Source organism: Maribacter sp. 4U21, from assembly GCF_002742365.1.
Taxonomy (GTDB): Bacteria; Bacteroidota; Bacteroidia; order Flavobacteriales; family Flavobacteriaceae; genus Maribacter.
The window spans coordinates 14,402-26,298 of the sequence record NZ_MDGN01000035.1; the positions used below are offsets into that span (position 1 = coordinate 14,402).

The window sequence follows — 11,897 nt, forward strand, 5'->3', positions numbered from 1 at the left end:
GACTAAAACATAGGAGAAATCCTGCACACCTTGAAAGACCTTGTCAGATTGACAGGGTTTTTCTATTTTTGTCATATATCCTCTACAATGGCCCGCCACCGTCAACTTATTGAGCTTAGGAACGCTAACATAAAAAAGCGTTATGACCAGCTCACGAAAAAGCATAAGGAGTGGCGACATGATGCCATCATAGACAAGATTGCGGGGGAGTTCTTTTTAAGCTCCAGAACCATTTCGGCCATTTTCAATGACGAGGGTACCTACGGTAACAATATAGGGGACGATTCACAATTGGCCCTTTTTTCATAACTTTGTACAAATCCTAGAGTGTAGTTCCTGTTAGACTGTATCTTTCAAGGCGATGGCTTTAGGATTTTATTTTGTCCACAATAGAATAAAAGAAGTAGTTCCCCTTTCTGTCCTCACGTATGACCAGGATCATATCGTCATAGTCGCCCAACCTCAAATAATGGTATAGCACCCAATGCGGGTTTTCCTTTAGGGGCTTTAGGGATTTGATGTAAAAGGCATCCTTCAGCAGCTCCGGTAATTTTCCAACGAGATTGTTCTTTAAATAGGCGTTCGCATGGGGTTGGTTCAAGGCCTCTTTAATTGCCCTATTGTTTACGGTCACTTTCCCGATATCGGTCTTGTAGGTACCGGCAAGCGTGTCCTTCAGTTTTGGATAATAGCTTTGTGTCTGAAAGCGCACCAGGGCGTTTTTTGCAAAGGTGGCCACCGCCTTAAAGGCCGAGGTCTTAAAATAGGGGTGGTCCTCCTTGAAGACCTTGCCCTCCTTCCCGACATTAATATTGAACTGCTTGGGCAAGGATGGCATATCGTCCACCTTCAGCCCCTTGTCATCAACTGGCTTGTCTGACCGCCGTGTGGTACACCTACAGGCCCAATCGTTTGGGGGGTAATGGGTATCCCAAAACTTGTGACCAATGGGTAAGGTTATCCCATGCCATTTTCTGTGTAGGTCACGGGTACGGTCATCCATCACAGCGACATAGGTAAGATTGGGATAAAGGTTTTGGGTTCTAACGGCATCGGCCCACTTCTTGGCCATACGGCCACTGGTCACCGCTTGGTCGTACTCCACGCTTAAATACCGTTTATTGTAGGTTTTGTCCAGCTTTAAGGCCTCCTTGATAAATTCGCTCTTGCTACGTAGGTTGCCGTCCGCATCCTTCAGGAGCCGCACCGTTTCCCTTATTTGGCTATGGTTCTTAAAGGCGGCGAAGGTACCGGCATTATAGGTGAGCTTGTCCAACAGTTCAAAGTCCGGGCTATTGTACTTGATTTTGGAGAAGTCCTTACCAAAACCTTCGGTAACCCCGCCCATGAGCCTACGGGCCGTTTCCTTAAAAAGTTCCCTGTCCAGCTCTGTATTTCCCGTGTAGATTTCCTCCAGCAGCTTTTTAATGACCTTGGCGGGGATGGGGTCAACGGCGGCAACGATACCCTTAATTTGGCCATGTCCGTCAGGGTGGTCGGTGAGCGTAGTCGAACCGCAGCAATGGGACCGGTAGTAAAATTCTAGGGCGTTACTTACTCCTTTTTTTTTTCGGGATCCTGATTTTTTTCCTTGCCCGGTTCCGGCTTTGGGGAATCCTCCAGCTCCACGCCGTAGGTCTTCTCCAAATAGTCTTTGGTCAAGCGATACCCGCTGGAGGTCATGATGACATTGTCAATCTTCATTTTCTCCACAGGGTCCGTTATCTTTTCGACGCCTATCCATTCATCTTGACCGATATCATACCCGCAGTTTCTCAGGAGCGGGACCAGATTATCATTGAGCCAGTTGACAACGTTACGCAAATCCGCATGGGTAATCTCGTCCTGTGTCTCTTGGTGGACCTCCGCTTGGGAGCGGCTGGAACCATCTTCGACCGTCATGGTCTGGCCATTGAACAAAATGGAGAGCTGGCTGTCCACCGTCTCAATTTTTTTCATGAAGACATTAAAGGCATCCCGGTTATTGGCCTCCTTCACTTCAATGTCCGCAAATTGAGGAAACACGCCATAACTGGCCGTTCCCATTTCCTTGAGCCATTGGGCAACCTCATTCTTTACGTCATCGCTAATGGTGCCTAGTTTGGCGATACGGATGGGCATCCCGAAGATTTGCTCAAACTCGTCCCAGCTGGCCCATGAGTGCCGTTTTAAAATGGTCATGGGGGCCGCCTTTTCAAGCAGCCCAAAACCATCATAAAGCTTTGCATATAGTAGGTCGTTCGGAAACTTATCGAATAGAAGGCCTTGATTGTCATAGACCCCTTTGACCACCAAGCGGCGGTCCGGGTTCACATGTTCCCGTGGGACGAGCTTTACCTCCTTAATTTTACCGTCTTGGCTTTTTTCAAAATGCATGAGGGAGTATTCATAACCAACACTTTCAATAGCATAGCGCACGGCATCCGTAAACCATTTGGTCTCTAAGAAGTCGCCCTTGTCGGGTATGGGTACGCCCTTTTTGTCCACGATGACATACTTCTTGTTGGTCATTCTTAGGATACGGCTTTCAAAGATGGCGTGTAAGTGCGTGTCCAACATAGCATCTTTGTACAAATCCTGAAGGAGATAGGTATAAGGGGCCTCTTGGTTCAAACGCTCCATTCTTGCTACCTTCCAATGGTCGAGTTCCCTACGAAAAACGCTGTGGTGCATTTTTACAAAATCCAACATAAGGCTTTGGCTCTTTCTGGCCAGCTCAATGGTATTCTTTGCCCTTACAAAGGGTTTGCCGGTATGGTCTAAGATTTCAATCATTTTCGGTCGAATATGTTGTCAAGTTCTCTATCTACTTTTTTCAGAATGTTCTCGTCCAGTTGTTTGGATGATCCCATAAATTGCCGCTTGGGCATGATGTCGCTCCCCTCGTTGTGGACCTCTGCGTACTCCTTGTCGGAGGCAAACTCCACGCCCCCTGGTATCTTATCTCCCCGGAGACTATTCTTTAACTTGTCGCCGCCGCTATCATGGCCGGTCAATATCTTTCGGCCTTGGTTCTTGCGCCCGTAGCGGTTCAGTTCCCCGGCCTTCCCGACCCTGTTGGTTCGGTACCTAGTTATATCACGGCCACGGGTATCGGTAGTCTTTCTTGGTTCCCATTTCTCAAGTACCTCGTCCGTAAATCCTTCATTATCGAAACTCTCCTCAAAATGGTTAAGGCCCTCCACTTCTATAATGTCTAGCATTTCATTACCCATGAACTCCTCCAGCTCTCGGGCCTGCCTTTCAATGTCATGCACAAAATCGTCTTGGTCCTTCATCAATAATTTGAATTGTACCGGGTATTGCCCCCGAACTTTATAAACCCGTCACCGGTTTCGGGTTCCGCCACTTTTGGAGGTAGGTCCCCGGCAGGGATATGACCCGCTGCAACTTCCTTAAGCCAGTACATAGCCTCATTGTACCCTTTCTCTGTAGTCTCATTGATTTCACCCGTTTTGCGCCGGTAGATTTCATCTACTACGATTTTCTTCAGGTGCTTTAGGACCACTTGGTCCCGGTCCGCCTCCGTCTCCGCAAAAATGGTCGCTACGTCAAAGCGTCCGCTCAGATAGCTTTTCATTTCGGCAATACTCTCGTTGATGATAATGGTCACCACCTCATCGTCTTGATTTATGGCCCTGTCCACTACCTCGGGGACAGCTGCGCTCTTAAGCTCGTCTTTAGTTAGAAACATGGATTGCGGGTGTTATGGTTTTGCCTACTTGGCATTGAAAGGTTAATCTATGGGCGGGGCGCTCATACCTATCGGTCAAGTCCTCCTCACCAATTTGCGTGGTTTCTCCAAAGGCATAAAAACTGCCTTCATCGGTCATCCAATGGAGGTCATTGGCCAAGGTGTCCAGATAGTCCATCATCGTCATGGAATTCGCCTTATCCGTTGCCCCCTCAAAGGTATCCCCGTACTTATCAAAGAACACGTACACATCAATAATCGCTGTTCCCTCCTTGTGGTTAAGGGTCATATCCTGCCAAGGAATATTGCGGATACTCACAAAATTAGCCGGAAAGTTGAACGGGTACTTTGTGGACTGCCGGTTGATTTGTCCCTTCCACATATCGGTCCACTTTGAGCCGGTCTTGGCGTCCAGTTTGGCGGCAAAGGCATTATGTAAACTTTTTCTAAGACTCATATTAGAAACCTCCTCGTTTATGTTGATGAATTATCGGCTTGCCCCAGCTTCCTAGGTCTGCCGTAAAATAGAGCTGCGCCTTGCGCACACCGTTCTCGAGTGCATCCGGGCTATCGTCAGGGGACTTGGTCCCTTTTTCAAAACTTAGGATTTGCTCAAGGGCAGCGTTCATGTCCGCCGTTCCCTCCAGATAGTCCGCAAAAACCAAGGTACCGTTGAACAATACGCTGGTCAGGGTCGCCTCGATACGGAGGTGCTTATCCACGCCCGGGGCTACATCGCTCATGGGAATTTGAAAGAACCCTCTGCGCTGTGCCTCCTGTTGAAAGATGGGCAAAAAGACTACCTCTTGGGCGGCGGTAGCGTCAAAATACTCTAAGGCGCTCATCCCTTTTTTGTTGCGTTCGATGGCCTTGTCATAGTGCCAGTTGATGGCCTCGGTCAGCTCACATTTTCGGCAGAACACGTCCAACGCAAATATTTGTTGCTGCGTAACACCAAGCAGCCAATATGCCTTATGGTCACCGCTGGCCTTGTAGCTCAAATCCCAAAAACCGATGAAGGCACTCCAGCGCACATCCTTTGGAACCTTACGGAACCGTATCCACTCCCGCTTAAAAAGTTTCCCCTCCTCAATAGGGTTATTATAGTCTTCCCGTTGGCTGGTATAGTAATCCGTATCCGCATCGATATCGTCCACCATCTGCGGGGTGTACCGCTCGTCCCAACTTGGGAAGCCGTTCTTGTTACGAAGGTTAACGGTCTGTACATGCAAATGACTAGAGCCTTTGAACTTGGCCAGCAATTGGTCGTTAAGGCCATTCTTTACGATGTAGTTATTTGGAATTATCAGGCGGCCTCGGTGCAGGTGGAAGGCTTTCTTAAGGTCGCCGGTAATCTTCTCCACTTTCTCCTGAATCAATTCCTGATTTTTGGCCTCCTTTCTATCCTCACAGTCATCTACGCTGGCAAAGTCCGGGCGATACTGCCCCACACGAAGCCCCCTAAAAGGTTGGTTTAGTCCCAGCCCTAAAAAGTTACGACCGTCATTGGTTTCGAATTGGCCACCCTCCCAGCTCCCGTGCTGCATCTGCACGCCAAAATCCTTGATGATACGCTCATTGTTTTCCAAATGGGCCTGTATATCCCCAAGTAAGAGCTTTGCCGCCTTTTCATTTCTACCAATGAGCAGGGCAAAATAAAGGAGGTCGTTCTGCTTTAGGTGCAGCATGTTCCCTACGTTGGTATGGATACTTTTTGCCGCCCCCCGGAACCATCGCCTAAACTGGACAATGAAGGGGTCCTTAAATACCTTGACATAGCTGCTCTGGTGGAATTTGGCGCAAGGTGCGTCCGCTAATGGCGTGGGGGTGTTTACCCCAAAGTAATAATCAAAAAACTCGTTATAGTTATTGGGTTTCAATAGCCGGGCAATTCGTTTCTCCTGATCGCCGGTAGACTCCTCCTTGGTGGATAGCCCTGCCAAGGTCGCCTCCTTGATATATTTGGAGCGGGCCTCAAAGTTTTCACGGGCCGTTTTAAGTTCCGTCTTAGTCATGCAAGGCTTCTTTATAGGTCTTGGCGGTTACTTGGTCCATCATTTCACGGACATATTTGGCAACGGACAGTTTTTCCTCCTTGCCCTTTTTGGTACGCTCGCTAAGGGCGTCCTTTATGATGGCATCGCAGAGCTGCTCAAAGTTTTCGTACATATAGGCCAAGGCCTTCTTTTTGTCGCTAAACTTCTCGAAGGTGGCGGCAAGTTTGCTCAACTGGTCCGCTGAAATATCCGGAGTCTCACCATCCTTTATTTGCTTAAAGGTTTGTAATACCTGCCGTTTCAGCTCGCCGATGCTGATACTATGTAGGTCTTTGGCCTCTTGCCATTTCCCTTGCTTGTACCAGCGGTGGACGGTTTCAATATGTATCTCCAGTATTTCGGAAATCTCGTCCTTGCTCAGACCATTGATGAACATCCGCTCGCCTTGACGCTTTTTCCTATCGCTTTCCTTCTTGGTTAATCGCCCTTTATTCGCCATTTAAATCTTATTTATAGGTTGCATCGATGACCAGGTTACCATTGGGCGCAATTCCAAGTGTCTTGACCCTCATCCCATCATATTCAAAATTGGCCCGTATCTGAACCAGTACCTGACGGGGGTTTTCATTAAGAAGTTCCTCGGAGATGCCCACACCAATCTCAGGGTATTCTTTCCACTCGCCCTTATGGGAGGCCAAAAGGTCCTGTTGATGTTGAAGCTCTGAATTACCGATAACAAAGTCCCCGTTTTCTATTAATAGGTCGCCGTTATCATCCAGTAAATAATCTTGCATGTCAGGTACTGTTTATACCTACAAAATTGAACTATTTGGGGGGCTTGCCCTAAACGGCAATCAATGGTTGTAACTGAGATTACAAACGTTGCGAGACTAGTCCCAATGGTTGATTGTCAATTTTTTAGCCGGCCAAAAACGCTTCAAATTTGTCTCAACGAATTAGCGAAACGGCATGAACAATTACACGGTAGTCAACGAGGACAAATCCAATAAAAAGGCCACAATGACCTTAACGGGATACATTACCTCCTTCGATAGCAGCAACTCCTTTAAAGCGGCTACCTTCTTGGAAACGTTCAACGCCCTTTTATCCAAGCACAATGAAATAGCAATTAATATCACTAACCTCTACGGCGGCAGTATTACGGAGGGGATTCCAATCTATAACGCTATTGTAGATGCTGTCGCCGAGGGAAAGGTGACCATTACCGGAAAAATCGAGGGGCTTGCGGCCAGTATGGGGAGTATTATCTCCATGGCCATCCCAAAGGATAGTCTAGCTATGGGCAACATGGCAAGGCTTATGAACCACAAGGCCCGTGGCGGTGCCTATGGAACTGCGGACGATGTGAAGCAGGCAGCCGATATGATTCAAAGCTATGAGGACGATATGGTCAATATACTGGCCAAGCGTACCGGAATGACCACCGAGGAGGTGGCCGCTAAATGGATGGATGGCAAGGACCATTACATTAAAGGCCCAGAGGCCAAAAAATTAGGGTTGGTAGGTATTATCAGCGAAAGCAAGGTAAACGGCAAAATGCCCAAGAACGTCACCAGCCCGGAGGAAGTGTACAACTTCTTTGAAACCCACCTAGTACATAATCAAAATCCAGATACACAAATGAGTCAACTGCAAGAGCAATTGGAAAATGTTCTTGGCCTTGAAAAGGGTGCAGATATCGTGGCCGCCGTCAAGGGGCTTAAGGTAGATGCAGCTTTCAAACCAAAGTTTGAAGCCCTTGAGACAACGGTCAAAGCACAAAAAAAGACTGAAGCTGATAGCTTGGTCGCAAAGTTGGTCGATGGCGAGTTCATCAAGGAGGACCAAAAAGAGGCGTGGAACGGGCTATTTGCTTCGAACCATGAAAGCGCAAAATCCGCTGCCGAGGCATTGATAGCCTCAAAGGCTTCCGGAGCTGAAGGCGACCACGGAGCCGCTGCCGCCAAAAACTTCATTGGCGAGGTGGTAACCGGTAAAGGGAATGTTCAAAACCAAGCTACTACCGAGAAGGATTACCATTGGTATGAGATGAACGACCCACAGGCTTTATTGACCATGAAGGAAAAGGAGCCTGCGAAATTCACGCAATTGTTTAACGCATATTTTGATAACAAGTAGACCATGGCAGCAGAATTATTGATTAGGGCATTTAGTGCCGATTTAAGCAAGAACCTATTCCCTGCGAATGAGTTCTACAAAATGTCCAAGAACGACTCGGCCTTTGTAAATGCCGATAGCGTTCAATTACCTCACGTAGGGACCATCCCAACCGTGGAGGTGGACAGAACCACCAAAGGTGTGGCCGCCAAAAGGGCCGATACTCCTAGCGAGTACAAATTGCACGAGTTCTCTACGGACCCAACTTGGTTGCAGTACTCCGAGGCCTTATTGGTAAGCTATGACAAGCGTGCCAGCATCCTTGAGGAGCATGTAAAAGCCTTAAACACCGCAGTAGCAAATTATATGGCTGCCGCTTGGGGAGGTAGTGCCAACGTGGCCTCTGTTAGAACCAATGGGGATGACAGGGCAGTTAGTGGAGTTCCTTCTGGAACCGGTACCCGTAAGCGTTTAATCCTTTCCGATATCCAAGCCGGTCTAAGGTTAATGAACGAGGGCGATATTCCATTAGACGGTAGATGCGGTCTTTTGACTCCGGCTATGTTGGAGGATATGTTATTGATCCCTGAAGTAAAATCCAGCGACTTTAATAGGGCCAAACCTTTAGTTGAAGGAACCGTGGGAAGATTCTTAGGCGTGGATTGGTATGTGCGTAGTAAGGTGAACATCTTTACTACAGGAGCCACCATCAGGGCTTATGGCTCAGCCACGACCGCCGCTACGGATTGCGCCGGTGCGCTATTGTGGAACAAGGACTTTGTGCGCCATGCGCATGGAAGCTCCAAGGTATTCTTGAACGTGGACGATGCCGAATTGTACGGTTCTAAAATGTCCGCCGTGACAAGAGCTGGAGGCCTTGCCGCAAGAACTGACGGAAAAGGAGTTGTGAATATCGTTGAGACGGTAGGCGCATAACCTAAGATTTATAAAGGGGGGCTGACCTCTCCGCTCTTAGCCGAGAGGTAGCTCCATCCCCTTGAGGGCCGTCTAGAACGGATTAATTACAAAAAGGCACCATGAAATTATCTACCAAGCAGCAAATTTTTACCCTGAACATAGCCAAGCTCATTTTAAAGGCGAACGAGATGGGAATACTCTTAACGTTTGGGGATGCCTTCAGAACCCAAGACCAACAATACCTATACTATAAGGGGCTCACCTTTATTAAGGGAATGCTGGCCAAGGTATCTAGAAAATCATGGACTATGGACGGGCAACACTTAAAAAGACTGGCCGTCGACTTTAACCACTTTTTGAACGGGGGCGCAGACCTTACCTACAAAAAGGAGTACCTCCAAGAGCTGGGGGACTATTGGGAAAGCCTCCACCCGGACAACCGTTGGGGAGGAAACTTTAAAAAGACCATTGATACCCCTCATTATGAAATGAGAGACTAATACAAAGCACTATGAAACATATTTTATCACTCGTCCTGATCCTGGGACTCTTTTTCACAACAAACGCCCAAGCAGATGAAATCATTAACTCCGCTGATATGTTCGCTACTCCTTTTGTGGAGCTGCCGGACCTCCAAACCGATAGTAACGCAATCCAAATCACAAACGACCACGAAGGACTCCATCTTTTCCACATCGAAAGTGATAGACAGCTTAATGATTATACGGAAGGCGGACTCAGCATTTTTATCTACTCAGATAACGGACCTCAAGGAGCGGTTACCCCTTACGAAATCAGTTGGGGCGGCGACGTTATCCATCCAACGCCTTGGGAACCAATTGGAGGCTACTTGCCATTGCGAGGAGCTGGAGCAGGCGGTACCCATCTACAAGGAAACGATAACCCACCTGAAGGAAACCATTACGATACTGGAGCAGACCTTACAAGAGGAGCGCAAACGGCGTCCCGATTGGTTGGCCTTGGTAAAGTGGTTGGTCATTGGGGGTATCATCTTTAGACTGATCCCGGAAGTATCAAAATTCATTCATCCAAATAAAACTTAGGACACCATGTCATTACCCAAGGTAAAAATCATCATAAACAATGACCAGTTAGGGCAATCCGCCCAAACTGCGGACAGTATTTGCGGCCTTATTGTCACGGGGGTTACCGTGGCCGGTGCCGGGAATGTGACCATAGGCAATGCCTACAAGCTCACGAGCCTAAAGGATGCCGAGGCTATTGGTATCGTGGCAGCGGGTTCCAACGACTACCCACACAAGCAAATCAAGGATTTTTACTCCGAGGCCCTAACGGGTGCCACTTTGTGGATTATGCTTGTGGCCAGCACGGTAACCATGGAGGACATGGTAGATAAGGATTTGGCTTTTGGCCCTACCTTATTGGATGCGGCCCAAGGCACTATCAGATATTTAGGCGTTAGCCGAAAAAGTGCCGCCGGTATCACCGTGGCCAATGGGGTTGACGAGGATGTTGATGCCGCCGCTGTAAAAGCCCAAGTGTTGGCGGAGCTGTACGTATCCAAATACCAGAACATGCAAGTTTTGGTGGACGTGAAGGACTTCAACGGCACCGAGGCGGACCTGAAGGATTATAAAACGGCCAGCCTTAACAGGGTGTCCGGTATCATTTGCGGTACCGGTGGCAAGAATGCCGCCGTAGGTCTCTTTTTGGGGCGTAAGGCTGCGACACCGGTACAACGTGCCGCCGGTCGTGTGCGTGATGGGGCCTTACCCATTACTACTGCCGACCTAACGGATGATACCGCCATTGACGGTAAAGAGGCCGTCTTGGGGAACATCTCCACAAAAGGGTACATCGTTATGTATGTCGTACCCGGTAAGAGCGGTTATTTCTTCGGTAAGAGCCACACCTTCACGGAGGAGGACGATGACTTGAACCGTGTAGAAAAAGTAGCTGTTATTGACAAAGCCTCCTTAATAGCCGCCAGCGTCTTTAGCGACAATATCCTTGAGGAGATTCCACTAGAGGAAACCGGAAAGATTAGCCCCGCTATTATAGGTAACTGGAAAGCGGATATCGAGAGGGCCATCAACCTACAGATGACCGCCAACGGAGAGATTAGCGGCGTAAAGGCGACCATTGACCCCGATCAGGATATTTTGGGTACCAGCGAGCTAACGGTTACGCTTCAAGTGCTGCCGGTAGGATACTCTGAGACCATTACCATCGATTTAGGATTTACCACAAGTTTAACCGATTAATAAAAGACCATGTTCAACAGTAAGGAATTTGCGTGGGCCAATGTAGAGATAGCCCTTTTTGGGAGGGTATTGATAGGCGCACGAGGCGTGGAATATACCGCCAAAAAAGATAAGGAGCCTGTACATGGTAGGGGCGAAAATCCGCACAGCATTCAAAGTGGTAACAAGACCTATGAGGGGAACCTAATGTTATTGCAAAGCGAGGTGGAGGCCATTCAACGCCAGTTGCGGGATGACCAAGACCTGACCGATTTGGACGGCTTTAGCGTAACCGTTGCCTATGTTCCAAAGACCGGGGCAAATATCGTAACCCACATCTTGAAGGGTGTGGAGTTTACAGAGGACCCTAGGAACATGAAGCAGGGCGATAAATTTCAAGAGATTACCCTCCCCATTATATTCTTGGGCAGGGAAGTAGTATAGCAAAACCAAAAGAGAGAAGAGCGGTGTACCCCTCCGGTAACAGGAGGGGCGCATCCAAGGTAAAAAATCAAGTGGCACCATGAAAAAAGTAGTAGACGGAGCAAAAGAAAATTTCACTGGAGAGGAACTTCAGGAAACAACCGAGGGCATCAAGAATATAAAAGTTGATAGCGAGGAGGTACAGTCGGTTGAGGAAGCCCTAAAGGCCAAGGCCGAAGAGCTGAAGAAAGCCCATAAGCTCAAGGAGGTATTCCATATCACAAGCGGCGATAAGGCCTGTTGGGTAAAACGCCCTAGCCGGGACCAAATGAAGTACGCCACCCAAGTAGCCCAGGGGAACATTTTGGAGATGGCAGAGCAAGTTCTTAGAAGCGGCTTTTTGGAAGGAGATATGGAAATCATAGATGATGACTTCTATTTCTACGGGGTGACCGAGCAAATAGAGCAAATTCTGGAGACCAGCACGGCAGAGCTAAAAAAGTTTTAGAGGGTACCGACGGA

At 48.2% G+C, this 11,897-nt stretch carries 16 protein-coding genes; 8 read left to right on the plus strand and 8 right to left on the minus strand.

The window, feature by feature from the left end; translation table 11 throughout:
* The first annotated feature begins 87 nt into the window (after positions 1-87).
* A complete protein-coding gene (locus tag BFP77_RS06855) occupies positions 88-309 on the plus strand; it encodes a hypothetical protein (protein ID WP_099573302.1) in 222 nt (73 codons plus the stop codon).
* A 58-nt stretch (positions 310-367) separates the two neighbouring features.
* Here BFP77_RS06855 and BFP77_RS06860 read toward each other — a convergent pair whose 3' ends face one another.
* The 8 genes from BFP77_RS06860 to BFP77_RS06895 all read right to left on the minus strand — a co-directional run bounded on the left by BFP77_RS06860 (position 368) and on the right by BFP77_RS06895 (position 6,485).
* Positions 368-1,348 (minus strand): phage minor head protein, encoded by a 981-nt coding sequence (locus BFP77_RS06860; protein ID WP_099573303.1) that lies wholly within the window; start codon positions 1,346-1,348, stop codon positions 368-370.
* Between the two features lie 206 nt (positions 1,349-1,554).
* Complete coding sequence (locus tag BFP77_RS06865; protein ID WP_099573304.1) at positions 1,555-2,775, minus strand: phage portal protein family protein; 1,221 nt, start codon at positions 2,773-2,775, stop codon at positions 1,555-1,557.
* Entirely contained in the window at positions 2,772-3,278 is a 507-nt protein-coding gene (locus tag BFP77_RS06870; RefSeq protein WP_257212897.1) for a phage morphogenesis protein, read from the minus strand. Before BFP77_RS06870 ends, BFP77_RS06865 begins: the two co-directional genes overlap by 4 nt.
* Entirely contained in the window at positions 3,278-3,694 is a 417-nt protein-coding gene (locus tag BFP77_RS06875; protein WP_099573305.1) for a phage protein Gp36 family protein, read from the minus strand. Before BFP77_RS06875 ends, BFP77_RS06870 begins: the two co-directional genes overlap by 1 nt.
* The gene (locus tag BFP77_RS06880; RefSeq protein ID WP_099573306.1) at positions 3,681-4,151 is read right to left on the minus strand and encodes a hypothetical protein; all 471 of its coding nucleotides are present in this window, start codon (positions 4,149-4,151) and stop codon (positions 3,681-3,683) included. The genes BFP77_RS06875 and BFP77_RS06880 overlap by 14 nt, the downstream gene beginning before the upstream one ends.
* Before the next feature lies 1 nt (position 4,152).
* Positions 4,153-5,709, minus strand: a complete 1,557-nt coding sequence (locus tag BFP77_RS06885) for a hypothetical protein (RefSeq protein WP_099573307.1) — start codon at positions 5,707-5,709, stop codon at positions 4,153-4,155.
* The gene (locus BFP77_RS06890) at positions 5,702-6,190 is read right to left on the minus strand and encodes a terminase gpP N-terminus-related DNA-binding protein (protein WP_099573308.1); all 489 of its coding nucleotides are present in this window, start codon (positions 6,188-6,190) and stop codon (positions 5,702-5,704) included. Before BFP77_RS06890 ends, BFP77_RS06885 begins: the two co-directional genes overlap by 8 nt.
* 7 nt (positions 6,191-6,197) lie before the next feature.
* Entirely contained in the window at positions 6,198-6,485 is a 288-nt protein-coding gene (locus BFP77_RS06895) for an oxidase (protein WP_099573309.1), read from the minus strand.
* Positions 6,486-6,660: 175 nt separating this feature from the next.
* Here BFP77_RS06895 and BFP77_RS06900 point away from each other — a divergent pair, with 175 nt between their 5' ends.
* The 7 genes from BFP77_RS06900 to BFP77_RS06930 all read left to right on the plus strand — a co-directional run bounded on the left by BFP77_RS06900 (position 6,661) and on the right by BFP77_RS06930 (position 11,883).
* Complete coding sequence (locus tag BFP77_RS06900; protein ID WP_099573310.1) at positions 6,661-7,830, plus strand: Clp protease ClpP; 1,170 nt, start codon at positions 6,661-6,663, stop codon at positions 7,828-7,830.
* Positions 7,831-7,833: 3 nt separating this feature from the next.
* Positions 7,834-8,745: a phage capsid protein gene (locus BFP77_RS06905; protein ID WP_099573311.1), complete on the plus strand. Its 912-nt coding sequence runs from the start codon at positions 7,834-7,836 to the stop codon at positions 8,743-8,745.
* A 101-nt stretch (positions 8,746-8,846) separates the two neighbouring features.
* Positions 8,847-9,227: a M15 family metallopeptidase gene (locus tag BFP77_RS06910; RefSeq protein WP_099573312.1), complete on the plus strand. Its 381-nt coding sequence runs from the start codon at positions 8,847-8,849 to the stop codon at positions 9,225-9,227.
* Positions 9,228-9,238: 11 nt separating this feature from the next.
* Entirely contained in the window at positions 9,239-9,745 is a 507-nt protein-coding gene (locus BFP77_RS06915; protein WP_099573313.1) for a hypothetical protein, read from the plus strand.
* Positions 9,746-9,797: 52 nt separating this feature from the next.
* The gene (locus BFP77_RS06920) at positions 9,798-10,973 is read left to right on the plus strand and encodes a DUF2586 family protein (RefSeq protein ID WP_099573314.1); all 1,176 of its coding nucleotides are present in this window, start codon (positions 9,798-9,800) and stop codon (positions 10,971-10,973) included.
* A 9-nt stretch (positions 10,974-10,982) separates the two neighbouring features.
* Positions 10,983-11,396: a hypothetical protein gene (locus BFP77_RS06925; protein WP_099573315.1), complete on the plus strand. Its 414-nt coding sequence runs from the start codon at positions 10,983-10,985 to the stop codon at positions 11,394-11,396.
* Between the two features lie 79 nt (positions 11,397-11,475).
* Positions 11,476-11,883, plus strand: coding sequence for a hypothetical protein (locus tag BFP77_RS06930; RefSeq protein ID WP_099573316.1), 408 nt, complete (start codon positions 11,476-11,478; stop codon positions 11,881-11,883).
* Positions 11,884-11,897: the final 14 nt, after the last annotated feature.

Coding starts and splice junctions, on each gene's coding strand:
- BFP77_RS06855 (WP_099573302.1), top strand. CDS start 88: ATGGCCCGCCACCGTCAACTTATTGAGCTTAGGAACGCTAACATAAAA.
- BFP77_RS06860 (WP_099573303.1), bottom strand. CDS start 1,348: ATGGGCGGGGTTACCGAAGGTTTTGGTAAGGACTTCTCCAAAATCAAG.
- BFP77_RS06865 (WP_099573304.1), bottom strand. CDS start 2,775: ATGATTGAAATCTTAGACCATACCGGCAAACCCTTTGTAAGGGCAAAG.
- BFP77_RS06870 (WP_257212897.1), bottom strand. CDS start 3,278: ATGAAGGACCAAGACGATTTTGTGCATGACATTGAAAGGCAGGCCCGA.
- BFP77_RS06875 (WP_099573305.1), bottom strand. CDS start 3,694: ATGTTTCTAACTAAAGACGAGCTTAAGAGCGCAGCTGTCCCCGAGGTA.
- BFP77_RS06880 (WP_099573306.1), bottom strand. CDS start 4,151: ATGAGTCTTAGAAAAAGTTTACATAATGCCTTTGCCGCCAAACTGGAC.
- BFP77_RS06885 (WP_099573307.1), bottom strand. CDS start 5,709: ATGACTAAGACGGAACTTAAAACGGCCCGTGAAAACTTTGAGGCCCGC.
- BFP77_RS06890 (WP_099573308.1), bottom strand. CDS start 6,190: ATGGCGAATAAAGGGCGATTAACCAAGAAGGAAAGCGATAGGAAAAAG.
- BFP77_RS06895 (WP_099573309.1), bottom strand. CDS start 6,485: ATGCAAGATTATTTACTGGATGATAACGGCGACCTATTAATAGAAAAC.
- BFP77_RS06900 (WP_099573310.1), top strand. CDS start 6,661: ATGAACAATTACACGGTAGTCAACGAGGACAAATCCAATAAAAAGGCC.
- BFP77_RS06905 (WP_099573311.1), top strand. CDS start 7,834: ATGGCAGCAGAATTATTGATTAGGGCATTTAGTGCCGATTTAAGCAAG.
- BFP77_RS06910 (WP_099573312.1), top strand. CDS start 8,847: ATGAAATTATCTACCAAGCAGCAAATTTTTACCCTGAACATAGCCAAG.
- BFP77_RS06915 (WP_099573313.1), top strand. CDS start 9,239: ATGAAACATATTTTATCACTCGTCCTGATCCTGGGACTCTTTTTCACA.
- BFP77_RS06920 (WP_099573314.1), top strand. CDS start 9,798: ATGTCATTACCCAAGGTAAAAATCATCATAAACAATGACCAGTTAGGG.
- BFP77_RS06925 (WP_099573315.1), top strand. CDS start 10,983: ATGTTCAACAGTAAGGAATTTGCGTGGGCCAATGTAGAGATAGCCCTT.
- BFP77_RS06930 (WP_099573316.1), top strand. CDS start 11,476: ATGAAAAAAGTAGTAGACGGAGCAAAAGAAAATTTCACTGGAGAGGAA.